Source organism: Paenibacillus sp. FSL H8-0034 (genome assembly GCF_038000305.1).
Classification (GTDB): Bacteria; Bacillota; Bacilli; order Paenibacillales; family NBRC-103111; genus Paenibacillus_S.
Window position 1 is genome coordinate 654,383 of record NZ_JBBOBS010000001.1, and the last position, 23,531, is coordinate 677,913.

Sequence of the window (23,531 nt, forward strand, 5' to 3'; positions counted from 1 at the left end):
AGAATGGGACAATATATTCAGGTTGATGACAAGGTTAAGATATATGTAGAGGATATCGGTGAAGGGACCCCTGTGTTGTTTATTCACGGCTGGCCTTTAGATCACACCATGTTTGAATATCAATTTATGCAGCTGCCACGTCAGGGCTATCGTTGTATCGGGATCGATCTGCGCGGCTTCGGCCGATCTGACAGCCCGTGGGAAGGCTATTCCTATAATCAGCTGGCTGATGATATCCGCGTCGTTATCGATGAGCTCAAGCTGGACAACGTGGTTCTGGCCGGATTTTCATTGGGTGGTGCGGTTGCGATACGATACATGTCCCGCCATGAGGGCCATGGTATTGCCAAGCTGCTGCTGATGGGCGCCGCGGCACCCTCGTTTATCCAACGCAGCAACTTCCCGTTTGGAGCTCCTGAAGAGCAGATCGAAAAGCTGATGCTCGCTACACTTGCAGACCGTCCGCAGATGGTAACGGATTTCAGTAAAATATTTACTGAAAAAGGTGGCAGTGCAAGCTTTGAGGATTGGCTCCACCAGCATGCTGTAGGTGCTTCGGCACAAGGTACCCTGCGGGCGCTGGAATCGCTGCGGGACGAAGATTTGCGCGGCGATCTGGCAAGCATCAGGGTACCTACCGCTATCTTTCACGGAGAGAAGGATCAGATTTGTTCCTTCGAGCTGGCCAAGCTGACGAATCGCGGTATTGCCAATTCCAGACTGATCGTTTTCGAAGAAAGTGGACACGCCATGCTGTTCGATGAGCCGGACAAATTCAGTGAAGAGCTGACCGGATTTTTGGCAGATCATTCGGCTAATCGTTCCACCAGCGCTTCAGATCTTCCCACCATGATCTACCCTTCGGTTTAACAGGGGCATTGCCGTCCTTTTTCGCAGGCTGCTCTGTGCAATACGTAGTAGGTTCTGTACCCTGGACAAAAGCCTCAGGTCGCGACTTGGGGCAGTCCTCGTTGGCAAGCTTGCCGCTCACGGGATCAATATTGACGGTCACCACACCATCCGGGACTGGAAACAGCTTCGGCGGAACCGATTCTAATGACCGCTCGGTGAATTCAGCAAAAATCGGCGCCGCGACATGAGACTCCAACGTGCTGATATTACGATCCTTGTCATAACCGACCCAGACGGCCGTAGAGAGCTCAGGTGTATACCCGACCAGCCAGGCATCGGTATTGGTTGTGCCGGTTTTACCAGCTACAGGCCGTTTGATCACGGTTGATACCCGGTTGCCAGTACCTCCTTGCTCGAACACACTTTCCATCAATTGGGTCATGACATACGTATATGGAGGCTCGATAACCTGCTCGCGTTTGGGCTGGGCCTCATAGAGCACCCGTCCGCTGCGGTTCTCAATCTTAAGTATCGCTGTCGGTTCAACACGTACACCGCCATTGGCGAAGATGGCAAAAGCCGAAGCCATCTCGAACGGACTGACGGGGAAGGTTCCGAGTGCTAATGAAGGCAGCGGCTTCATCGGACTGGTGATGCCCATTTTGCGTGCCGTCGCGATTACATTTTCTGCTCCTGTTTCGATAATCGAATGTACGGCAAATATATTATCTGATTTGGCAATTGCCTGCCGCAGATCAATCCAGTTGTAATAAACGCTGCCAAAATTATTGGGCGTATAGCTCTGTCTGCCATTATCGTAGGTGAAGGTAGTCGGCTCGCTTTTGAAGCGAGTAAGCGGTGTGAATTGCTTTTGCTGCATAGCGGTCACATACACGATCGGCTTGAATGCTGAGCCGGGCTGACGTGTAGTAGCGAACACGCGGTTATACTGGTTGTCCGCATAACTTCGCCCTCCAACCATCGCGCGTACGTAGCCATTACGTGGATCGATAGCGATCAGCGCTGCCTGCATGTCCCCATACGGCTCCATTTGAGCGGCGACGACCTCCTCGGCGATCTGTTGAGCCGAACTGTCCAGCGTGGTGTACACCCGAAGTCCGCCTTCATCAAATTGCTCCTCTGTAATGCCATACTGCTCAGTAGCCAGACTTCGCACATAATCGCGGAAATAACCGGCAATCGCTGGTTTACGCGGCTCAAGCGTTAGTATATTCAGCTTGACCTTGCCGGCATCATCGGCCTCCTGCTGCGTGATCATGCCTGCTGTTGCCATGGTCTGGAGTACCGTTTGCTGCCGTTCCATCGCGCTCTTCAGATCATAATATGGTGAAAAATAACGTGGACCTTTGGGAATACCCGCCAGCATGGCGCTTTCCGCTAATGTTAAATTAGCCGCATCCTTACCAAAAAACAGCTTGGCTGCAGCCTGAATGCCATAGGTGGAGTGTCCATAATAGATTTGATTCAAATACTCGTCCAAAATTTCATCCTTGCTCATCTGCAGCTCCATCTGCACGGCATAATACGTTTCCTTCAGCTTCCGCGTCCATGTGCGTTCGTGCGACAAGTACAGATTACGCGCCAACTGCTGTGTAATCGTACCAGCGCCCTGCACCTTGGACATGTGCTGTATATTAACGACCGCAGCCCGTGCAATCCCTTTCAAATCAAAGCCAACATGATGATAAAAGTTCCGGTCCTCAATAGCCAGTGTCGCCTGGATCAGATAGGGGGATATTTCCTGAAGGGACACGCTTTGGCTGTTCTTACCACCATTCAACGTATCCAGGACTTGCCCGTGAATATCATAGATTTCGGTCGCAGGTGTCATTTTCGATACCGGAAGCGCTTGGGAACGCATGTATAAGAGTGCTACAAAGAGTACAGCTGCACAGATCAAGATAGTCGAGAATGTTAACGAGCAGACCATTTTGAAGCGCCGAAAGCCGTGGAGACCTGTTTTACTGTTGGAGCTTTGCTGCTCGGCACGGGAGGGGCGGTTACTGGGCTCTTGAGACACGGTCATCCATCCTTTCGGTTATTTGCGATTCGGAGTGCCTATAACACCAGTATGGAAAAAATCGCAAACTGCTAATCATCGGAAACCATTATAATGTTAATTTATTTTGAACACGGCGCCTTTGGGCCGTTTAAGGTTGCATTTTCGAGTAGATACACTATAATACAACTTGACGCATAGCTATTGGCTGACGAAGCCAATCGACCCGGATTTTGGGGCTATATCGGCTTGAGATTCGTAAACAAGAAAGGTGAGATGAACATGGAATTATGGTACACAGAGAAACAAACGGAGCAGTATGGGATTACCGCGAAAATTCGCGAGACGCTTGTAACGGAGAAAACCGATTTTCAAGATCTTGCTATCATTGATACAGTAGAATTTGGTCGTATGCTCGTATTGGATGGTATGGTCATGACGACCGTTAGAGACGAGTTTGTTTATCATGAAATGGTGGCACATCCTGCACTATACACGCATCCGAATCCAAAGCAGGTGCTGATTGTAGGCGGCGGCGACGGTGGTGTTGTTCGTGAAGTGATGAAGCACCCGGGCGTGGAAAAAGCGGTTCTTGTCGATATCGATGGCAAGGTTATCGAATATTCCAAGCAGTATTTGCCGGAAATTGCCGGTGAGCTGGACAACCCTCGCGTAGAAGTCATTGTTAACGATGGCTACATGCATATCCACGATCACAAAAATACATACGACGTGATCATGGTCGATTCGACCGAACCGGTAGGACCCGCGGTTGAACTGTTCAGCAAAGGCTTTTATCAAGGAATTTACGAATCTTTGAAGGAAGACGGAATCTTTGTTGCACAAACAGATAACCCTTGGTTTAAAGCCGATCTGATTCAGAGCGTAAATCGCGACGTCAAGGAGATTTTCCCGATTGTCCGCGTTTATTGTGCAAACATTCCTACTTACCCAAGCGGTTTGTGGACTTTCACAATGGGCAGCAAAAAGTATGATCCCCTGCAGGTTGATGAAACGCAAATTCCTGATATCGATACTAAATATTACAGCCCTCGACTGCACAAAGCGGCTTTTGCACTGCCGAAATTTGTTGAAGATCTGTGTAAGTAAGACATTTGAACTGAAATATTGGTTTTGAATCTGTCGGCATATGCCCAGGCGGGTATATGCAAGCCTACTTAGCCGATTGCTGCTGGAGCAACCTGCTTCCTCGCAATCGGCGAAACTGCTTATTTTAATGAAGGAAGTGTGAAGCATGCGTTTGGATCAAGCCTATTCCGGCAATGTATTTATATTAAGCTCCGATAACTATGAATCTTCCCGTGCTGTTATTTATGGTATGCCAATGGACTATACCGTCAGTTTCCGACCTGGTTCCCGTTTTGGGCCGACACGGATTCGCGAAGTTTCGATAGGATTGGAAGAATATAGTCCTTATTTGGACAAAAGTCTTGATGAAATGACGTATTTCGATGCGGGCGATTTGCTGCTTCCCTTTGGTAATGCAGCGCGCAGCTTGGAAATTATTGGAGATTACGTGCGAGGCTTGCTGAAGGACAATAAATTCCCGCTAGGCCTGGGCGGTGAGCATTTGGTATCATGGCCGGTGTTCCGTGAAATGTATGCCAAGTATCCCGATCTGGCGATCGTTCATTTTGATGCCCATGCTGACCTGCGTGAGCAGTATGAGGGGGAGCCATTATCCCATTCCACGCCGCTTCGTAAAGCAGCAGGCTTGATCGGGGGGCGCAACATTTATCAGTTCGGTATTCGTTCCGGCTCACGTGAGGAATTCCAATATGCGCGTGAACATATTAATTTTCACCCGTTTGAAGTGCTTGAGCCATTGAAAAAGGTGCTTCCGGAGCTGGCTGGTCGTCCGATTTATTTAACTATCGATATTGATGTGCTTGACCCTTCCTGCGCACCAGGCACAGGTACAGCCGAAGCTGGTGGCATCACCTCCAAGGAACTGCTGGCTGCGATTCATGCCATGGCTGCTGCCAACCTGAATGTAGTTGGTGCTGATGTTGTTGAGGTAGCTCCCGCTTATGATCCGACAGAGCAAACCCAAATTGTGGCTGCCAAGCTGATCCGTGAAATTTTGCTTGGGCTTGTGAAGTAGCTTTACTTGATTCAAACATGTCCAGACGGTTAGTTTGGAAGCATACAGCAAACAGCCTGCTTCGCCTTAGTGCGTAACAGGCTGTTTGCTGTATGGGGTGGGATTCGAGACCTCAGAGGGAATTTATGTATTCGGCAATAGACACGGTGTACACGGTATAAATTGTATTTATCCGCTTCGGAGTGTAAATACGCTGAGCTCTGGTCGGCAGAAGAAACGGATCGGCAGCACGGATACGCCAATACCTCGGTTCGTGTACACCTGAAGCTTGCCATCATCAAGTGAGTAATAGCCATCTGGATATTTGGAGCCATAAGCAGGGGTAAACAAGTGTCCGTAGAAAGGCAGACGAACCTGCCCGCCGTGACTGTGACCGGATAGCTGTAAATCGATCGAATGCTTCAGTGCTATATCTGCAAAATCAGGACAGTGCGAAAGCAGCAGTGTAAAAGCATCGCTCGGTACATCGTGAAGTGCTTTTGGGAGATCGGGCTTACCATCCCACATATCATCGACACCGCTTAACCAGATCGTTGACTTTTCGCGTTTTAGGGGAACTGACTGATTTATCAGCAGAGCGAAGCCGCTGTCCAGCAGTATGCGCTTTATCTTTTCGGTCTCCTTGCCGTAGTAATCATGGTTGCCAAGCACTGCGCCTTTACCAAGAGGTGCCTTCAAACGAGAGAGTACTTGTACAGCAGGAGCAGCATCGCTGCCAACCGTATAATCAAACAAATCACCTGTAAAGCAGATCAGGTCCGGCTGGAGCGACTGGATATGGTCTACCAGTTTATTCAACTGCTCAACCGTGTAGTGAAAGCCAAGGTGGACATCGCTGAATTGGATCACACGCATGCCATCAAAAGCAGAGGGCAGCCTCTTCAACTGTATAGTTATCTCCTTTGTATAGAGCCAGCGGGGCTCTGCAAATCGGGCATACGTATATCCTGCAGATGGTGTTAGAATGAGACCTGCCAGCGTAAATAGGCATTTTTTCATAAAAGCTCTCCGGTTCATATCAGCATTCATCCGTTCATTTTAGAAGTGCGTTATTCCTAAGCTTTCTGTTTGGCTGGGGTGGCTTATAAGTACTGCGACTTCTCTCAGTGGGACGCTTGATTGCTCGTGTTTTCAAAACGGATGATATCGTCTGTATCTATAGCAGCCGATGAATGCTGCGGAAGGCGCTCGGCGTGATCCCTTCTTGGCGCTTGAACAGCTTAATAAAGTAACTGCAGTCCTCGTAGCCGACTTGGCGGGCAACCTCGCGAACCTCCAGCTCCAGCGGCTGCAGCAGTAGTTCCTTGGCTTTACTCAGTCGATAACGAGTAAGATAAGCAATCGGTCTTATGCCCATCGTTTGTTGAAATAACAGACACGTATGCTGGGGAGTGACTCCAAGCTTATCGGCTATTTGCTGCATGGTAATGGGCTGATCAAAGCTTTCTTCTATGAGAGCAAACACAGGTGCCAACTGCTCCATGTGCTGCTGCTTGGAGCGCACCTCTGAAGATGAGGCATGCAGGAACAAATCGAGCAGCAATTCATAAGCGAGAGCAGAGCATTCTGCGCTGCGCAGCGGATTCTGTGATTGCAAGATGGATAGAATTGAATGCATGACAGCAAGCGTTACATCGGGATTGGGTAAATAAAGCACTGTGGAAGCCTGTACTCGCATGGAGTCCAACAGACTGGTCATGCAGGCTCCATTAAAGGTAACCCAGCGCACTGTCCATGGTGGTGTGATGGGTTCATATTCATGCATGACGCCAGGGAATAAGAGCATTCCTTGTCCTCTGTGCACCGTGTGAATTTTCCCGTCGACCTTTAATTGCCCGGTACCGTTCAAGGTTTGAATCCATTGGTAGTCCGGGAAACCTTGCTCCCGCTTCATCATATTTTGATTGTGCCAGCCGCCTGCTCCCGTTACATACACAGGCAGCCGCATCTCCATCTCGGTCATAACGCCAAATATATTCATCGTCATCTGCCGTGCCCTCAATTCCTTAAGCCTATTCTTATGGTAACAATAAAATAACAGTATTGCCACCCACCCAAACCCTCCCTATAGGGAGGGCCCCAAAGGGCGCTGCCCTCTGGACTCCCATGGCCGTGCGCAGAGTTTAGTGGTGCTTGGCTCGCTTTCGTCCCTGTGGGACACGCTTAACTGTTGGTGTGAGGGAGGATGGAGTGAGTGTGGAGGGTTGGACTCGCTTTCGTCCCATACGGGACACGCTTTACTGGAGGTGTGAGGCGGATGGAGAGACTGTGGTGGAATGGGAGTCGCATCGTCCCTGAGGGACTCGCTAGTTTTAATGGGATCGTGTACTACTTATTAAGTATTCAAGAACTCAACAGCTACTGGAGAGCTACTTTCTCGGAGGTGTTAAATGATTGGTGAATAAAGAGCGAAGCGGCCAAATGTCCTGGAGAAGCGTCAGTGTTCGCCTTTGTTTCCATGCTTTTACCACTAAATGTTTTATAAAATCATAAAAATAGGGAAACAACAGCGATCGGAAGGATATTTGGCCGCGCAGCGTATCTTAATTCACCGGATTTTCCGAACTTAAGTTTGAATAATTTGATTTTGTTCGCTAGACTGGGATGTACAAACATGCAGTTGGCTGCGGTTATGATTTAGGAGGACATGATGAGTCAATCCATACAAGTGAACATACAGATAGAAAGTCGCATAGATGATGATCCTGTCACCCGCCATAACGTAGAGGGCGATCTGTATCCAAAGGGGAACCATTACTATCTGCGATATAAGGAAGCAGATCCCGAGATGGCGGGGACGTCGACATTAATCAAGCTGGAAACAGGGCTTGTCCGAATTATTCGGCAGGGCAATGTGCGCTCAGAGCAAACCTTTGTTGCCGGGCAGCGGCTCAAGGGTTATTACGACGCGCCGCACGGCAAGCTGGAATTGGAAGCAGATACCCAACAATTAAACGTACAATTGGTACATGGACTTGGTACTGTGGATTGGAGCTATGAACTATTTGTTATGGGAGAAAGAGCCGGGGCCTATCGGCTGCGGCTGATTGTAAGTGCCAAGGCATAGAGTGTTATTTCACAGCCGTTTTTGGTTTCATCACGGCGTTAACAGCTCTGAGCGCATGGACTTCCCGAATACTCATGCCGGGCTTTATCAATAGGCGGGCATGTCTTTTTACTATCGACTTGATCTGAGTAGGATTCAATCCTGGTTTTCGGGAAAGCATGAGCGCAACGACACCGGACACATGGGAGGTTGCCATCGAGGTGCCGCTGAGCTCGTGATATTTGCCTTTTAACCAGGTGGAGTATATTTTTTCGCCGGGTGCGTAAATGTCGATGGTTTTGCTGACGTTGCTAAAAGGTGCAATTTTGCCTCGGCGGGTCGAGGCTCCGACTGCAATCACCTGCCGCAGGCGGGCTGGATAATCGATAATCTTTTGCTTGCCCTCATTGCCCGAGGAAGCGACCACGATAACACCGGATCGGAAAGCGTGCAGAACGGCGAGCTCCAAGGCCTTGCTGTAGGTTTTCATTCCAAAGCTCATATTAATAATATGAATTTGATTTCTTACACACCAATCGATGCCGCCAATGATGTCAGATACAAAGGCGCTTCCTTGGTGATCAAAAGCTTTGACCGGATGAATAATAGCTTGCGGCGCTACACCAACGATGCCTTGCTGGCGGCTTGAAGCGGCGGCGATCGTACCGGCGATATGGGTGCCGTGTCCGTTATCGTCATTTGGCAGTAAATGCCGATTGACCAGATTGACTCCATACGATAGGCAATGGCGTAAATCAGGATGCGAATAATCGGCCCCGGTATCAATGACACCTACCCGAATACGATCTCCCTTTGACTTGCTCCATGTTTGAGGCGCGCGAATATGTTTAACTCCCCAAGGGACGCTTGGCGCATGGCTGTGCGCTGTACCGCTCGATGGCTGCACCGCATTGACAACTTTAATGGCATGAACACTCATAATCCTATCGGTTTCGATGGATTTTATATATGGGATGGACGGCGGTTTGGTTGTTGTGTTCAATGTACAGGAAATGGCATTAATGATAGCAAGCGGTTGTATATCAGGTAAGGGAACGGAGTTTTTGGTGGCAGCGTTGAGCTGTTGGATGCACTTATAATAATCACGGCGGCTTGAGAATCGGATGATATGCTTACAGTCGACGTTTTCGGTGTCCTGCATGGCTGCTGCTTCCAGCCAATTGATAAAAGTGGATGATTTCAATAGTCATCGGCCCTCCTGCACATCGTAAATGCCCTACCTAATCTTATGAAAAAAAATACGATATGGCATGTGCGTATAGCCTTGTAGAAATAAATGGGTCATCACCCGTGTCAGAAAGCAACGGGCATCATACGATACATAGAGAGAATCCAAAGGTTCTCTTCCCTTTCTCCATAAGGGCAGTAGGGCGGACGCTGTTCAAGTCCCCACGGATACAGTCAGGGCGAAGGGTTTTCCCTTCGCTTTTAAAATTTACAAGGGACACCCCCGAAGCAGTTGCTTTTTTACATAAAATAAGGTTTACTATTAGGAGTATAAGGGAACATGCAGTTAGGTTTGTGAAAATGTTCGAGGGGATGTGCTTGAATGAGTGCGCAGTACACTCTAAAGGTCGGTATGGATAAGGCGAAAGAAATGCCAATGGTCGACCTAGCATTTGAAGTATTGAGAGCAGCGAATACACCTTTTTATTATCGTGACCTGATGGCGGAAATTTCAAAAATTAAAGGTCTGTCTGAAGAGGCAGTGATGCAGGTAATCGCTCAATTATATACGGAAATCAATATCGATGGCCGATTTGCTTGTGTAGGATCGAACCTGTGGGGCTTGAAGCGCTGGTACCCGATCGAGAAATCGGAGGATACAGTGGGTAGTGGCAAACGTCCGCGTATCATTAACGATGAAGACGATGATATGGACGACGATGACATGTTTGCCGAAGAAGAAGATGTATTTGTTGAGGAAGAGGATTTCGATTCCTTCGATAAACCGGCTGAAGAAGATTTTGAAGCTGAGGAAGAAATCGAAGAAGAAGGCGAGTTCTTGCCTGAAGAAGAAATCGACGAAGATGATGATAGTGATGATGAGGATCTGGATGAAGACGGCGATATTGAGACCGATCTGGACACGCTTATTGAGGAAGAGCTCGAGGATGACGAAGACGAGGAGAAATAATTCGAATCGGGACCATCTACTTGACAGCAACCCTTCGATGAGAGTAAACTATCTTCTGGGCTTTTGAAAAAGCTATTCAATTATGACTATAAAGTGCCCCGCTTTTGCCGGGGGACTTTTTATTTTTTTTGAACGAAATTTTGTCAAATATTTGTTGTAGATTGCCGTACCACCGAAAGTAAAGCGTGTCCCGAAGGGACGGTAGCGAGCACAATACACTGCAGTCTGGATTCAAGTTGGGAGTCCAGAGGGCACAGCCCTTTGGGGCCCTCCCTATAGGGAGGGTTTGGGAGGGTAAATCATAAGGGAGGTATTACATACATGACGAAGTATATATTCGTTACAGGGGGCGTGGTTTCCTCACTGGGAAAGGGCATTACAGCGGCATCGCTCGGAAGGCTGCTCAAGAACCGCGGATTAAAAGTAACGATCCAGAAATTCGATCCTTACATTAATGTTGACCCGGGAACGATGAGTCCCTATCAGCATGGTGAGGTGTTTGTAACCGACGATGGCGCAGAAACGGATTTGGATTTGGGTCATTATGAGCGTTTTATCGATATTAATTTATCCAAGAGCAGTAACGTCACGACCGGTAAAGTGTACTCTTCCGTTATTACCAAAGAGCGCAGAGGCGAATATTTGGGCGGTACGGTGCAGGTTATCCCACATATTACCAATGAAATCAAGGACCGTGTTTTCCGTGCAGGCCGTGAAGCGCAATCCGATGTCGTTATTACCGAGATTGGCGGGACAGTTGGCGATATCGAGAGCTTGCCGTTTATTGAAGCCATTCGTCAAATTAAAAGCGATATTGGCCGGGACAATGTGATGTATATTCATGTTACACTCATTCCTTATCTAAAAGCAGCCGGCGAAGCCAAAACGAAGCCGACACAGCACAGCGTGAAGGAGCTGCGTGGTCTGGGCATCCAGCCGCATATTATTGTATGCCGCACTGAGCATTCACTGGGAGAAGACATGAAGCGTAAGCTTGCGCTTTTCTGTGATATCGACACCAATGCGGTTATTGAATGTCATGATGTGGATACGCTGTATGAAGTGCCGATGATGCTGCGCGAGCAGGGCATGGACGATATCGTAGTTAAGCATCTCGGATTAACTAGCAATCCACCGGATATGACCGAATGGGAAAATCTTGTTCATCGCGTCAAATCTTTAGAGCATACGACTGAAATCGCAATCGTAGGAAAATATGTGGCTTTGCATGATGCTTATTTAAGCATTGTTGAAGCTTTGGGTCACGCTGGCATCGATTGTAACACGGAAGTGAAGATCCGATGGATTAACGCGGAGGATGTTTATGATCATAATGTAGCGGAGCTGTTCCAAGGGGTCCAAGGTATTCTCGTACCCGGAGGCTTCGGGGATCGTGGGATTGAAGGTAAAGTATCGGCTATCCGCTATGCGCGGGAAAATAATGTACCATTTTTTGGAATTTGTTTGGGCATGCAGGTTGCTGTCATTGAATATGCACGCAGCGTGCTGAATCTGGAGGGCGCTAACAGCTCCGAGATTAATCCGGCAACACCTTATCCGGTTATCGATTTGCTGCCGGAGCAAAAAGATATTGAGAACTTGGGCGGTACTATGCGTCTTGGTCTATACCCATGCAAACTGGTGGAAGGATCTCTTGCCATGCAGTGCTACGATGATGAGCTTGTGTACGAAAGACACCGTCACCGGTATGAGTTTAACAATGAATATCGTGAAGTAATGGAAAAGGCAGGCTTCCGGATCAGCGGCACATCGCCGGACGGACGTTTGGTTGAGATCATCGAATGCCCGACGCATCCTTGGTTTTTGGCTGTTCAATTCCATCCGGAATTTGCATCCAGACCGAATCGTCCGCAGCGTTTGTTCAAGCATTTTGTCGAAGCCGCTTTTTCATTATCGCGAGTTTAATATATAATTATGGTCAGATGGTAAGCATAGAACATCCTTCGACAGCATATATCCAACTATAGCAAGTAACAGCGAAACTTCAGCATACCGACTGTACATGGTGTTCAGAAAATGCATGAAATGTAAAACATTTCAACTTTTTCGAAAAAAGCAGCAGGAATCTCGATATTTATATCGAATTTATCTTGATATGCTCGATGGGACAGGCCGGAATTCCGACAATCACGATCGTGGACTTGGGAGGCTGTATGGATGAAGAAGTTACTCATTGTAGATGATCAGAATGGTATCAGGATTTTATTGACGGAGGTATTCAGTACCGAAGGATACCAAACTTATCAAGCGTCGAATGGCAAGCTCGCACTGGAAATTGTCAGAACTACTTCTCCTGATTTGGTTTTACTGGATATGAAAATTCCAGGTATGGACGGATTGGACATTCTCAAGCACATTAAAAGTATCGATGCTTCGATCAAAGTCATTATGATGACAGCTTATGGCGAATTAGATATGATCAAAGAGGCAACGGATCTGGGTGCGATCATGCACTTTACGAAGCCATTTGATATCGATGAGCTGCGGCAGGCGGTTAATATCCATTTGGGGAAGCCGAGAAATAGCTCGTATGCAGTGGGATCCTGATTACAGGGTCCTTTTTTTTCTTATGACTATGAAAACGAAGCAGCTTGGTTATCATTTGAATTAAACTATGATATAATAACGCAGTATGACAGAAGAGCGGTCTTTGATACTTGACTCGGTCAATAACTACTAGGAGGAAGAAACATGCCATTAGTTTCAATGAATGAATTATTGCCAAAAGCAAAAGCTAACAAGTACGCAGTAGGGCAGTTCAATATGAATAACTTGGAATTTGCTCAAGCGATTGTAGATGCGGCTGAAGAATTAAAGTCTCCTTTTATTTACGGTGTAAGTGAAGGGGCTTTGAAGTATATGGGTATCGAGTTTACTGTAGCCCTTGCGGAAGCAGCAGCAAAAAAATCGGGCTTGCCAATCGCACTTCATTTGGATCACGGCAGCAGCTTTGAAGTAGCAATGAAATGTATCCGTGCAGGCTTCAGCTCGGTTATGTTCGATGGCTCCCATCATTCTTTCGAAGAAAACATTCGTTTGACGAAGGAAGTTGTTAAAGCAGCGCGTGCAATGGGCGTATCCGTAGAGGGTGAGCTTGGTACGATCGGCGGCGTGGAAGATGACATCAGCGTAGACGAGGAAAATGCAAGCTTGGCTAAACCTGAAGAAGCGATTCGTTTCTACGAAGAGACTGGCGTAGATTGCCTGGCTATCGCGGTAGGTACTGCTCACGGTATGTACGCTGGCGAGCCTAACATTCGTTTCGACATTATTCAAAAGGTGGCAAGTGCCATTCCTGTTCCTGTTGTACTTCATGGCGGATCTGGCGTACCTGATGAGATGATTCGTCAAGCAATCGCTGCTGGCGTAGGTAAAATCAATGTTAACACCGAGAATCAAGTAGCGTGTACGGATGCCATTCGTGAAGCTCTCAATAAAGACGCGAAAATCTACGATCCTCGTAAATACCTCACTCCTGCCCGCAAAGCTATGGTTGAAGTCGTTAAATCCAAAATTCAATTGTTCGGAAGTTCTAACCAAGCTTAATGTCTCCAATAGGAAATGCATCGTCATGGTGCGTTTCCTTTCTATATGCATAGTACCCACCTGGAATTACCGCCCTAACTCAGTATGTAAAGCTTGACAGCAGTCATTTGGAGGGAAGATAAACGAATGGAGAAATTGATGGTCACCGGAGGTCGTCCCTTGCGGGGAACGGTCCAAATCAGCGGTGCCAAGAACAGCGCGATAGCGTTGATACCAGCTGCAATTTTATCGGAAACAACCGTTACCTTAGATAATTTGCCGGTATTAAGTGATGTTGCCATTTATTCGGAATTGTTGGAAGAATTGAATGCACCCGTGATTTGGCAAGGGGATCAGATGATTATCGATCCGAGCGCCTTGCGATCCAAACCTATGCCTAATGGAAATGTTAAGAAATTGAGAGCTTCGTATTATTTAATGGGAGCGCTGCTTGGTCGTTTTGGAGAAGCAACAATTGGTTTACCTGGAGGATGCAATTTTGAACCGCGTCCGATTGATCAGCATATCAAAGGTTTTGAAGCATTAGGAGCACGTGTGAGCACCGAGAATGGGTCTTTGCACATTCAAGCCAAAGAGCTCCGCGGAGCGAAAATTTATCTCGATGTGGTTAGTGTTGGAGCTACAATTAATATTATGCTGGCTGCTTCTCGGGCCAAAGGCGTCACTTTGATTGAAAATGCGGCAAAAGAGCCTGAAATTATAGATGTTGCTACGCTATTAAATTCCATGGGTGCGAGAATCAAAGGAGCGGGAACCGAAACCATTCGTATTGAGGGTGTGGATTCCATGCATGGCTGTCGTCACTCGATTATTCCCGATCGGATTCAAGCTGGAACCTATATGATCCTTGCGGCTGCAACGCGTGGGGATGTTGTCGTGGACAATGTCATTCCGAAGCATTTGGAAGCTATCACGGCCAAGTTGCAGGAGATGGGTGTTGAGATTCAGGAAATGGACGAATCCATACGTGTCATCGGTAAGCCAGAGTATGAGAGTGTGGATGTTACAGCACTTGTATATCCAGGATTTGCAACTGATTTGCAATCACCGATGACAAGCCTCCTGACACAAACGAAGGGTACCAGCATTCTGAGTGATTATGTATACAGTAATCGCTTCAAGCATGTTCCCGAGCTAACCCGGATGGGTGCCAAAATTAAGGTTGAAGGGCGTTCCGCTATTATTGAAGGCGGTCAGCTTAGCGCAGCCAAGGTGAAGGCTACTGATCTGCGTGCGGGAGCAGCACTTGTGATTGCAGCACTGACAGTTCCTGATGGAGTCACCGAAATAACAGGCGTCGAATATATCGATCGTGGTTATGATCATTTGGTCAGCAATCTATCAAGCTTGGGCGCAGAGGTTTGGCGTGAGCAGGATTAGCATCGTATAGCCTCTACTTTTTTGGGTAATGCTAGAATGAGTTTCACAAAAGTACAAATATAATAGTTTGGTGGCTGAGATTATGGATATACCACTAGCGCAATTAGAAGCGCAGAAACTGACTGAGTTGTATCAGTTAGCTAAAAAACATCAAATTCCTTCCTACGGCACTTTGAAAAAGAAAGAACTCATATTTGCTATTTTACGGGCCCAGGCAGAGAAAAGCGGTCTGATGTTCATGCAGGGTGTACTCGAAATTTTATCCGACGGCTTCGGGTTTTTACGTCCTATCAACTATCTGCCCAGTACAGAGGATATTTATATTTCTGCTTCGCAGATTCGTAAATTTGATTTAAGAAGCGGTGACCTCGTATCTGGAAAATGCAGGCCTCCTAAGGAAAACGAACGTTATTTCGGATTGCTCCAGGTAGAAGCCGTCAATGGCGAAGATCCGGTAACAGCTGCTGAGCGTCTTCATTTCCCGGCGCTAACTCCGTTATACCCGGAAAAGAAAATTTTGCTGGAAACTTCTCCAACGCATCTATCGACTCGCCTTATGGATTTGCTGGCACCTGTAGGACTGGGGCAGCGCGGATTGATCGTAGCACCACCCAAAGCTGGTAAAACGTTGCTGCTGAAGGAAATTGCCAACAGCATTTCGACCAATCATCCAGAGATCGAGCTGTTCGTGCTTCTTATTGACGAGCGCCCGGAAGAAGTAACAGATATGCAGCGTTCGGTTAAGGGCGAAGTTATTGCCTCAACCTTTGACGAGCTTCCCGAGAATCACATCAAGGTCGCTGAGCTTGTGCTTGAACGGGCCATGCGTTTAGTTGAACACAAAAAAGATGTCGTCATTTTGATGGATAGTATTACACGGTTGGCTCGTGCCTACAATTTGGTAGTTCCACCATCTGGCCGTACATTGTCTGGCGGTATTGATCCGGGTGCTTTTCATCGTCCCAAACGTTTCTTCGGTGCTGCGCGTAACATCGAAGAGGGTGGCAGCCTGACGATTCTGGCAACGGCACTCATTGAGACCGGTTCCCGTATGGATGATGTCATTTATGAAGAATTTAAAGGTACAGGTAACTTAGAGCTGCATCTGGACCGCAAATTGGCCGAGCGTCGTATTTTCCCATCAATCGATATGCGTCGTTCAGGAACACGTCGTGAAGAAATGCTCTTAAGCAAAGATGTGCTGGATAAAGTATGGGCAATTCGCAAGAGCATGAATGAATCGCATGAATATGTAGAAGCTTTTATCAAGAAGCTGGTTGATACCAAAACGAATCAGGAGTTCCTGGATACACTGGAAAAACTGGGGAATGGTTCTAGCAAACCACCGGTTAGCAGCAATTCCTCGTCGTCCGTGAATAAGCCGTTGGCTAACGGTTCTGCCTCTTCCGCGGTAAGTAAGCCATCATCCAATGGAAGTATGAATACTTCTTCTGCAGTAAGTAAGCCGCCGTCCACGAGCAGCGCTTCATCCGCAGCAAGCAAGCCGACAACCTCCAGCAGAACCTCATCAGCAATAAGCAAGCCATCATCTGGCAGAAGCAGTGCTGCTTCGTCAGCAAGCAAATCATCCGTCAGCACCAGCAGTTCTACCGCAGGTTCGGCTCCGTTGTCTTCCAGCAATGAGGACACCTTGTCCCCTACGCCGAATACAACTACCAAACGTGTGAAGAATTCTGCGTCGTAATTCAACAGGTTAGGAGTATAATGCTATGAATTTAGTCTACGCCGACCTCGACGGGAACTTATTTGACCATCCCGATTATATTGCGCTTGGTCGCAATGGGGATATGGTCACTGATATTATGGAAGATGAGTTAATTCCATTGCCTGAAGGGGCAACCATGGTTAGCTTGCCTTTTACTAAGCCGATCGGGATTAATCTGAAATCCGGAGACATGCAAGTTGTTCCCGGTAACGTACAGGCGGTTGGGGCGCTGTTACCACAAGGTTTTACACGATTGCTAATCCCAAGCTATGTGAAGTCGGATGCCAGCAAGCTGCTTCCTTTATTCGGTTATACAGCGGTTGTTTGGAAAGATGGAGGGTTTTATGTAGCCGCGCATGCGACTGATGATCCCGAGCCATGGAATCCGCGTAACTGTGATCCGGCAGAGCTGGAAGTTCAGGTACAGCAATTTCTTCAGCAATACGGTGACAATCGGGTATTCCAGCATCTGTCCAAATGTGCGTTGGAATACGAATGCCTAACCGCATCGAATACATTTTTAAACCGTCTGGAAGGGTCGATACCGGTGTCCTTTTCCTGTAATGCCGGTTGCTTTGGCTGTATATCGGAGCAGCCTGATGATAGCGGCTTCCTTGCACCGCAGACGCGAATGAACTTCAAGCCGACTGTCGATGAAGTCGTACAGGTTATGCTCCAGCATCTAAAGACGCCGGATAACATCGTGAGCTTCGGCCAAGGCTGTGAGGGAGAACCATCTACCCAGGCGCCTACCATTATCGAGGCGATCAAGCGAGTTCGGCAGCAGACGGACGCCGGTTACATTAACATCAATACCAACGCTGGATTAACGGATCATATTCGGGGTATCGTGGATGCAGGCTTGAATCTGATGAGAGTCAGCACGATCAGTGCGCTGGATGATCACTACAATGCTTATTATAAGCCGCGCGGCTACACGCTCAAAAATGTGGAAAAGTCGCTGCGCTATGCTGCTGATAAGGGTGTAATCACTTCAATTAACTATTTGATTTTCCCGGGAGTTACGGATCGTGAGGAAGAAATTGAAGCGATGATCGAGTTTGTGCGTCGTACCGATTTAAAGCTGATCCAGCTGCGCAATTTAAATATTGACCCGGAAAGCTATTTACAGCTGATCCCCAAGGCACAGGGTGAGCTATTTGGTATGAAGCAAATGCTGGAGATTTTTGAACAAGAGCTTCCCGATGTTATTTTGGGCTCCTATACACATTTGCCTGAATCATTAAAACAAAGAAGACACTTGCAACAATCTCGGTAGTCATGCTATAATCTGCTCATGTGTTCAATTAGAACTCTGATTCACATGGTGTTTCAGGGCAAAAGAGGTGAAAGAAATGAAAGAAGCTATCCATCCGACTTACCACAACACAACAATTTCTTGTGCTTGCGGCAATGTTATCGAAACAGGTTCGGTTAAAGCTAATCTTCGTACTGAAATTTGCTCTTCCTGCCATCCTTTCTACACTGGTAAACAAAAGTTTATCGATGCTGGCGGACGTGTTGATAAATTTAAAAAGAAATACGGCGTATAATTCAGCCTATTTCCACTATTTTATTGCATAAACCCACCTTCTGTGGCAAACCTAAGAGCGAAAGCTTTTAGACCATGCTGCAGGAGGTGTTTTTATGTTCAAATCTTATTTATTCAAATGGGTGTTGACAGGTGCATTGCTCATGATGCCCGTCGCGCTTGCGTCTTGTCAGAAAGCAGGGCCCAAGGTGCAATCGTACGCTCAGGATGGATTGCTTGGGATCAGTGACGTAAATCCGAACATGCCGATGAGTCCAACTTACCATACGTATGGGGAAGACACGAATCTGATGCAGGCAACGATCGACCAGGTACCTCATGTAATTGATTCCAATATTCGAATTAATGGACCTGTTGCTACTGTTAATATTCATGTTCCAGCAGAACTGACTGCTGAGGAAACGGCTGCAGTGGCACGGGATGCGCAAGACAAATTGACCAAAGCGATGCCAAGATACACGATGAAGGTTACGGTTTCCCGAAAATAAGGACGGGTTGCTATTTCGTAATAAATCGACTATACTTATGTTTGCCGTGCTAGATGGGGAGGCAGCGGTGCCCTGTAACCCGCAATCCGCTACAGCGGGGTTGATCGCCTACATGCGGTATTGCGATGTGAGGTTTGGGTTTTAGAATCGGTGTTGAGAGCTGGGTCCTTCGCAATGGATGCCTGTGAATCCGGTCAGGTTCGGAAGGAAGCAGCCGTAAGTGGGATGTTTCATGTGCCGAAGGGTTGCCTGGCTTGAGTCGAGACTAAAAATTCCACTTGGATCGTAATATCAAAGTAGGTGCACGGTTATATTCAATTTATGTAACCAATAAGGTGTAACGAACATACGAGCATTATGAACAACCATTGTAATAGGTTGACTCATAGTGTTTTTTTGTGTTTTTAGAAGGAAAATGAAATATTTAGGAGAATTGTATACTAAAGTTAACTTGTTTTGGTAGTAAGGGGTGGAGCGATGCAGCATGAACTCAATTTATTACAGCAGTTTGCAGGCACTTTTTTAAAGGATATCAATATGGGGGTCTTTGTAATAAACACCGATTTTGAATTGGTGGATATTAGTGACATGGCATGCCGTGTATTAGGGTTGAAAAAAGAAGAGGTTATGAACCAATCGATGGATAGTATTTTTGTCGAGCTCCCTGCGGAGCACCGTTTAGTGCATCGGAATATATTAGAAGGTATGGTCGTACGTAATCATGCGCTGTCGTGGACTAACAATCAAGACCGATATGAGTTACTGCTTGATTCCAATGTGCTTCGTGATGAGCAGAACAAAATTGTCGGGGCTTATATCATTTTTAAAGATGTCACTAATCTGCGCTCATTGGAAGAGCAGGTACGTAGAAGTGACCGGTTGGCGATGATTGGGCAGATTGCAGCGGGCACGGCTCATGAGATTCGTAATCCATTAACGTCCATTAAGGGATTTCTTCAGATGCTGCGAAAAACGCTGCAAATTCACGGGATGGATCGTGAGAGCGGGTTTGCCGATATTATGCTCGGTGAAATCAATCGTATTAACGAATTGGTCAGTGAATTTCTGCTATTAAGCAAACCGAAGAACGTAACGTATCAGTCGCTTGATATTTCTCAGGTTATTAAAGAAATGCTGCCGATCATTAATAATGAAGCTGTACTACATAGGGTCATTGTCAGGTATGATGCTGCAGAAAAGCTGCCGCAGGTTATAGCGGATGGTGAGCTGTTAAAACAGGTTTTTTTGAACATATGCAAAAATGGCATCGAGGCTATGGTGGATGGCGGGCAGTTGGTGTTGACGGAAAGAGTGGATGTGGAGGAGCGAATTGTAAGCATCGATATCCATGATTCAGGGCCCGGCATTCCGATGTTTGTTATTGATAAAATTTTTGATCCCTTTTTTACAACCAAGGATGAAGGTACTGGCCTGGGGCTGTCTGTGTGTCAACGAATTATCCATGATGTAGGCGGGCATATCCGTGTTTCCTCCAAAGGCTTCGGTACTACGTTTACGGTAGGAATCCCGTACCCGTAAGTACTTCATTCGCGCGGGTAAGTGTAGTATACTATAGAGGATGAACCACTATTGGAGCTGACGCTATGGCACATATCGCTTTATACCGAACGTGGAGACCGCAGGCTTTCCGAGATATTGTAGGTCAGAAGCATATCGTACAAACACTTCAAAATTCGCTGCGTGAAGGGCGGGTTACACACGCTTATTTGTTTAATGGTCCACGCGGAACAGGGAAAACGAGTGCAGCCAAAATATTGGCCAAAGCCGTTAACTGCCTGAGTGGTCCTGCTGAAGAGCCCTGCAATCAATGTGCCAATTGTATCCGTATTACGGAAGGTGCCGTGATGGATGTAGTGGAAATCGATGCCGCCTCTAATCGGGGGGTAGAAGAGATCCGTGATATTCGTGACAAAGTGAAATATGCACCTACCGAAGTTCGCCAAAAGGTGTATATTATCGATGAAGTACACATGCTGACAACAGAGGCATTTAATGCGCTCCTCAAAACATTAGAAGAACCGCCTCCTCATGTGATGTTCATTCTTGCTACTACTGAGCCTCATAAGCTGCCAGCAACGATTATTTCCCGCTGCCAACGGTTTGACTTCCGGCGTGTTTCACTGGATGAACAGGTTGAACGTCTTCATCTGGTCTGTCAGGAAGAACAAATAGAGGCTGAGGAGAACGCACTCCGCTTCATTGCTCGTTTGTCCGATGGCGGGATGCGGGATGCACTAAGCTTGCTGGATCAAATTATGGCATTTTCGGGTAAACACGTTACGTATGATGATGTAGTATCGATTACCGGGGGAATGGCCTCAGATCAATTTCAAATATTGGTTGAGGCCATCAAGCGCCGAGATGTACCGGCCGTATTGCAATTAATCGAGTCATTTATGCAAGAGGGCAAAAGCGCAGATAAATGTATGGAAAATCTGCTCTACTACTTCCGTGATTTGCTGATGGTTAAGCTGGTGCCTGACTCCCAGGCTGTCACGGATCGTATTCATGATGTCAAAGCGTTTGTATCCGTGGCAGCGGCGTTTACGTCACAGGAGCTCATTTCGATGATCGACTCGCTTAATTATTATCAGACAGAGATGAAGTACTCCGTTCAGCCGCAGACACTGCTTGAGGTTGCCTTGATGAAGCTTTGCAGTGTATCAGCAGTGGATTCAGGTGTAGCTGCAGCTTTGGAGTCGACTGGTGCAGTGCAGGCGACTGGAGAGTCGGCACCCAGAGATCGTGCGTCCGATGGGCTGGTAACCCAGCTAACCAGTCGGATTCAACGCCTTGAAGAGCAGTTGGCCCAGCTGTTGAAGCAGGGGGTTGGAGCGTCCGCAGCCAGTTCGAACGGCGGCAGTAGCCCTTCGGGAACTGGCATGCGTACTTCCTCCAATCCCGCGGCCATGAAGAAAAGCGTTGAGAAGCTGGATGGCTACTTGCTTGGCAGGGAAGAACCCGAATGCAAGAACGTGCTTCAAAAGTGGGGTCAAGTATTGTCCCGCGTTAAAGAGCAAAAAATAACGATTCATGCCTGGCTCGTAGACGGAGAGCCGGTCTCGCTGCATAATGATAATGTACTGGTTGCTTTTAAAAGCGCCATGCATCGGGAGACGACCGAAAAGCCAGCTAATAAACCGATGATTGAACAGGTAATGGCTGAAGTAATGGGTAGACCGCTGAAGCTGGTTACCATTATGCTTAAGGATTGGAACGCTGCTTCAGATGAATCGAAGAATGTAGTCAGAAGTAAAGAAGAGCTCAAGCTTATTCCTGAAGGAGAGCCTGCTGCTCCTGTCAATGAACAATGGATCGACGAGGCCATCAAACTGTTTGGTGCCGATCTCGTAGAGATCAAGTCGGACTGATGAACAATTAATTAAGGTACTTCATTTGAGGTACACAATGACACTTACATGACCGAGGAGCTGAATCGAATGAATAATATGAATCAAATGATGAAGCAAGTAAAAAAAATGCAAGAGCAAATGCTGAAGACTCAAGAGGAGTTGGCTCTTAAATCAGTAGAAGGAACAGCAGGCGGTGGCGTTGTCACGGTTGTCGTGAACGGCCAAAAGAAAGTAACCTCCATCTTGATTAAACCCGAGGCTGTTGATCCAGATGATGTTGAAATGCTGCAGGATCTTGTGTTGACAGCCATTAACGATGCCATGACCAAAGCTGAAGAACTGGCTAACAAAGAAATGGGACGTTTAACCGGCGGCGTGAACATTCCAGGTCTGTTCTAGTCTTCGAGTCCAATCACACTATAAGAGCGCGATCTCACAGGCGTTTCTCCATGAAGCGTCCTGTTTTTATGATCAGGCTCTATAAGGAGCTATCCCTTTGTTTTATCCCGAACCGCTAGCGAAACTTATCGATGCCTTTTCCCGATTGCCGGGTATTGGACCCAAAACAGCGGCACGACATGCTTTTCATGTGCTGCGCATGAAGGAAGAGGATTGCATCGAATTTGCCAAAGCTTTAGTCAATGTCAAAAGAAACCTGCACTACTGCTCGGTATGCTGTAACATTACGGATATGGATCCTTGCCGCATTTGTCAGGACAAAGGCAGGGACCGATCTATCATTTGTGTCGTTCAGGAGCCTAAGGATTTGGTTGCTATGGAGAGGACGAGAGAGTTTAATGGTTATTACCACGTTCTTCATGGTGCTATTTCTCCAATGGAAGGTATCGGTCCGGATGAGCTCCGCATAGCTGATTTGTTGAAACGTTTGGGTGACGAACAGGTACAGGAGCTTATTCTTGCTACTAACCCCAATATTGAAGGAGAAGCAACCGCGATGTATTTGTCTAGATTGGTGCGTTCCTTTGGGCTCAAAGTTACCCGAATTGCTCACGGGCTTCCGGTAGGCGGAGATTTGGAATACGCAGATGAGGTAACGCTAACCAAATCGCTTGAAGGCCGTCGTGAAATATAAGCCCGCATTAGAATTGAGTATGAATACAAGATTCCACCAACAAAAGCCTTACAGGTCATTCCTGCAAGGCTTTTTTATGTTGTGACCATAGTTCTATTAATGCTATCGATTCCATACTTATAGAGTATAGGACAAACAGGTTCAGTAGCG

Annotated in this window: 21 protein-coding genes, 1 other RNA gene and 1 pseudogene; 19 read left to right on the forward strand and 4 right to left on the reverse strand. The window is 47.1% G+C overall.

The features are described 5' to 3' along the window. Positions 1 to 3 precede the first annotated feature (3 nt). A complete protein-coding gene (locus tag NST47_RS02935; protein ID WP_341153881.1) occupies positions 4 to 870 on the forward strand; it encodes an alpha/beta fold hydrolase in 867 nt (288 codons plus the stop codon). On the opposite strand, the gene NST47_RS02940 is transcribed toward NST47_RS02935, so the two are convergent. Next, positions 815 to 2,899 (reverse strand): transglycosylase domain-containing protein, encoded by a 2,085-nt coding sequence (locus NST47_RS02940; protein ID WP_445667345.1) that lies wholly within the window; start codon positions 2,897 to 2,899, stop codon positions 815 to 817. The genes NST47_RS02935 and NST47_RS02940 overlap by 56 nt on opposite strands. Before the next feature lie 255 nt (positions 2,900 to 3,154). On the opposite strand from NST47_RS02940, the gene speE reads away from it, so the two are divergent. Continuing rightward, positions 3,155 to 3,982: a polyamine aminopropyltransferase gene (speE, locus tag NST47_RS02945; RefSeq protein WP_076237209.1), complete on the forward strand. Its 828-nt coding sequence runs from the start codon at positions 3,155 to 3,157 to the stop codon at positions 3,980 to 3,982. 145 nt (positions 3,983 to 4,127) lie between these two features. Continuing rightward, on the forward strand, positions 4,128 to 4,997 hold the full coding sequence (speB, locus tag NST47_RS02950; RefSeq protein WP_262688014.1) for an agmatinase: 870 nt from the start codon (positions 4,128 to 4,130) through the stop codon (positions 4,995 to 4,997). Positions 4,998 to 5,165: 168 nt separating this feature from the next. Here speB and NST47_RS02955 read toward each other — a convergent pair whose 3' ends face one another. Next, complete coding sequence (locus NST47_RS02955) at positions 5,166 to 5,996, reverse strand: metallophosphoesterase (protein ID WP_341153882.1); 831 nt, start codon at positions 5,994 to 5,996, stop codon at positions 5,166 to 5,168. Positions 5,997 to 6,153: 157 nt separating this feature from the next. Then, entirely contained in the window at positions 6,154 to 7,047 is an 894-nt protein-coding gene (locus NST47_RS02960; protein ID WP_341153883.1) for a helix-turn-helix transcriptional regulator, read from the reverse strand. Positions 7,048 to 7,254: 207 nt separating this feature from the next. Between NST47_RS02960 and NST47_RS02965 the strand changes: the two genes are divergently transcribed. Further along, positions 7,255 to 7,398, forward strand: a complete 144-nt coding sequence (locus NST47_RS02965; RefSeq protein WP_341153884.1) for a hypothetical protein — start codon at positions 7,255 to 7,257, stop codon at positions 7,396 to 7,398. Between the two features lie 249 nt (positions 7,399 to 7,647). Continuing rightward, positions 7,648 to 8,064 carry a DUF1934 domain-containing protein gene (locus NST47_RS02970; RefSeq protein ID WP_341153885.1) on the forward strand — a complete coding sequence of 139 codons (417 nt, stop codon included), beginning with the start codon at positions 7,648 to 7,650 and terminating at the stop codon, positions 8,062 to 8,064. Between the two features lie 4 nt (positions 8,065 to 8,068). Here NST47_RS02970 and NST47_RS02975 read toward each other — a convergent pair whose 3' ends face one another. Next, positions 8,069 to 9,247: a S8 family peptidase gene (locus NST47_RS02975; RefSeq protein ID WP_341153886.1), complete on the reverse strand. Its 1,179-nt coding sequence runs from the start codon at positions 9,245 to 9,247 to the stop codon at positions 8,069 to 8,071. A 366-nt stretch (positions 9,248 to 9,613) separates the two neighbouring features. On the opposite strand from NST47_RS02975, the gene rpoE reads away from it, so the two are divergent. The 14 genes and pseudogenes from rpoE (at position 9,614) to recR (ending at position 23,381) form a co-directional block, all read left to right on the forward strand. Next, positions 9,614 to 10,201, forward strand: coding sequence for a DNA-directed RNA polymerase subunit delta (gene rpoE / locus NST47_RS02980; protein ID WP_076237217.1), 588 nt, complete (start codon positions 9,614 to 9,616; stop codon positions 10,199 to 10,201). 321 nt (positions 10,202 to 10,522) lie between these two features. Then, the gene (locus NST47_RS02985; RefSeq protein WP_076237219.1) at positions 10,523 to 12,127 is read left to right on the forward strand and encodes a CTP synthase; all 1,605 of its coding nucleotides are present in this window, start codon (positions 10,523 to 10,525) and stop codon (positions 12,125 to 12,127) included. Between the two features lie 252 nt (positions 12,128 to 12,379). Continuing rightward, positions 12,380 to 12,769 carry a response regulator gene (locus tag NST47_RS02990; RefSeq protein ID WP_076237221.1) on the forward strand — a complete coding sequence of 130 codons (390 nt, stop codon included), beginning with the start codon at positions 12,380 to 12,382 and terminating at the stop codon, positions 12,767 to 12,769. Positions 12,770 to 12,913: 144 nt separating this feature from the next. Continuing rightward, positions 12,914 to 13,768: a class II fructose-1,6-bisphosphate aldolase gene (fba, locus tag NST47_RS02995; protein WP_076237223.1), complete on the forward strand. Its 855-nt coding sequence runs from the start codon at positions 12,914 to 12,916 to the stop codon at positions 13,766 to 13,768. Between the two features lie 126 nt (positions 13,769 to 13,894). Further along, positions 13,895 to 15,148: a UDP-N-acetylglucosamine 1-carboxyvinyltransferase gene (locus NST47_RS03000; protein ID WP_341153887.1), complete on the forward strand. Its 1,254-nt coding sequence runs from the start codon at positions 13,895 to 13,897 to the stop codon at positions 15,146 to 15,148. Between the two features lie 82 nt (positions 15,149 to 15,230). After that, positions 15,231 to 16,577 (forward strand): annotated as a pseudogene (gene rho / locus NST47_RS03005) (transcription termination factor Rho); the annotation flags it as partial. Between the two features lie 301 nt (positions 16,578 to 16,878). Further along, positions 16,879 to 18,153, forward strand: coding sequence for a radical SAM protein (locus NST47_RS03010; protein ID WP_341153888.1), 1,275 nt, complete (start codon positions 16,879 to 16,881; stop codon positions 18,151 to 18,153). A 76-nt stretch (positions 18,154 to 18,229) separates the two neighbouring features. Then, entirely contained in the window at positions 18,230 to 18,427 is a 198-nt protein-coding gene (rpmE, locus tag NST47_RS03015; protein ID WP_076237230.1) for a 50S ribosomal protein L31, read from the forward strand. 94 nt (positions 18,428 to 18,521) lie between these two features. Beyond that, complete coding sequence (locus tag NST47_RS03020; protein WP_341153889.1) at positions 18,522 to 18,914, forward strand: hypothetical protein; 393 nt, start codon at positions 18,522 to 18,524, stop codon at positions 18,912 to 18,914. A gap of 44 nt (positions 18,915 to 18,958) precedes the next feature. Further along, positions 18,959 to 19,222: signal recognition particle sRNA large type (ffs, locus tag NST47_RS03025), an RNA gene on the forward strand. Between the two features lie 169 nt (positions 19,223 to 19,391). Then, positions 19,392 to 20,453 carry an ATP-binding protein gene (locus NST47_RS03030; RefSeq protein WP_076237234.1) on the forward strand — a complete coding sequence of 354 codons (1,062 nt, stop codon included), beginning with the start codon at positions 19,392 to 19,394 and terminating at the stop codon, positions 20,451 to 20,453. Positions 20,454 to 20,518: 65 nt separating this feature from the next. After that, positions 20,519 to 22,306, forward strand: coding sequence for a DNA polymerase III subunit gamma/tau (dnaX, locus tag NST47_RS03035; protein WP_341153890.1), 1,788 nt, complete (start codon positions 20,519 to 20,521; stop codon positions 22,304 to 22,306). Positions 22,307 to 22,375: 69 nt separating this feature from the next. After that, entirely contained in the window at positions 22,376 to 22,687 is a 312-nt protein-coding gene (locus tag NST47_RS03040) for a YbaB/EbfC family nucleoid-associated protein (RefSeq protein ID WP_076237237.1), read from the forward strand. Positions 22,688 to 22,784: 97 nt separating this feature from the next. Further along, complete coding sequence (recR, locus tag NST47_RS03045; RefSeq protein WP_076237239.1) at positions 22,785 to 23,381, forward strand: recombination mediator RecR; 597 nt, start codon at positions 22,785 to 22,787, stop codon at positions 23,379 to 23,381. Positions 23,382 to 23,531 lie beyond the last annotated feature (150 nt).

Coding starts and splice junctions, on each gene's coding strand:
- fba (WP_076237223.1), top strand. CDS start 12,914: ATGCCATTAGTTTCAATGAATGAATTATTGCCAAAAGCAAAAGCTAAC.
- NST47_RS02990 (WP_076237221.1), top strand. CDS start 12,380: ATGAAGAAGTTACTCATTGTAGATGATCAGAATGGTATCAGGATTTTA.
- NST47_RS02955 (WP_341153882.1), bottom strand. CDS start 5,996: ATGAAAAAATGCCTATTTACGCTGGCAGGTCTCATTCTAACACCATCT.
- NST47_RS02940 (WP_445667345.1), bottom strand. CDS start 2,899: ATGACCGTGTCTCAAGAGCCCAGTAACCGCCCCTCCCGTGCCGAGCAG.
- NST47_RS02935 (WP_341153881.1), top strand. CDS start 4: ATGGGACAATATATTCAGGTTGATGACAAGGTTAAGATATATGTAGAG.
- NST47_RS02970 (WP_341153885.1), top strand. CDS start 7,648: ATGAGTCAATCCATACAAGTGAACATACAGATAGAAAGTCGCATAGAT.
- NST47_RS02985 (WP_076237219.1), top strand. CDS start 10,523: ATGACGAAGTATATATTCGTTACAGGGGGCGTGGTTTCCTCACTGGGA.
- NST47_RS02965 (WP_341153884.1), top strand. CDS start 7,255: ATGGAGAGACTGTGGTGGAATGGGAGTCGCATCGTCCCTGAGGGACTC.
- NST47_RS03010 (WP_341153888.1), top strand. CDS start 16,879: ATGAATTTAGTCTACGCCGACCTCGACGGGAACTTATTTGACCATCCC.
- speE (WP_076237209.1), top strand. CDS start 3,155: ATGGAATTATGGTACACAGAGAAACAAACGGAGCAGTATGGGATTACC.
- speB (WP_262688014.1), top strand. CDS start 4,128: ATGCGTTTGGATCAAGCCTATTCCGGCAATGTATTTATATTAAGCTCC.
- rpmE (WP_076237230.1), top strand. CDS start 18,230: ATGAAAGAAGCTATCCATCCGACTTACCACAACACAACAATTTCTTGT.
- NST47_RS03000 (WP_341153887.1), top strand. CDS start 13,895: ATGGAGAAATTGATGGTCACCGGAGGTCGTCCCTTGCGGGGAACGGTC.
- dnaX (WP_341153890.1), top strand. CDS start 20,519: ATGGCACATATCGCTTTATACCGAACGTGGAGACCGCAGGCTTTCCGA.
- NST47_RS03020 (WP_341153889.1), top strand. CDS start 18,522: ATGTTCAAATCTTATTTATTCAAATGGGTGTTGACAGGTGCATTGCTC.
- NST47_RS03030 (WP_076237234.1), top strand. CDS start 19,392: ATGCAGCATGAACTCAATTTATTACAGCAGTTTGCAGGCACTTTTTTA.
- rpoE (WP_076237217.1), top strand. CDS start 9,614: ATGAGTGCGCAGTACACTCTAAAGGTCGGTATGGATAAGGCGAAAGAA.
- NST47_RS03040 (WP_076237237.1), top strand. CDS start 22,376: ATGAATAATATGAATCAAATGATGAAGCAAGTAAAAAAAATGCAAGAG.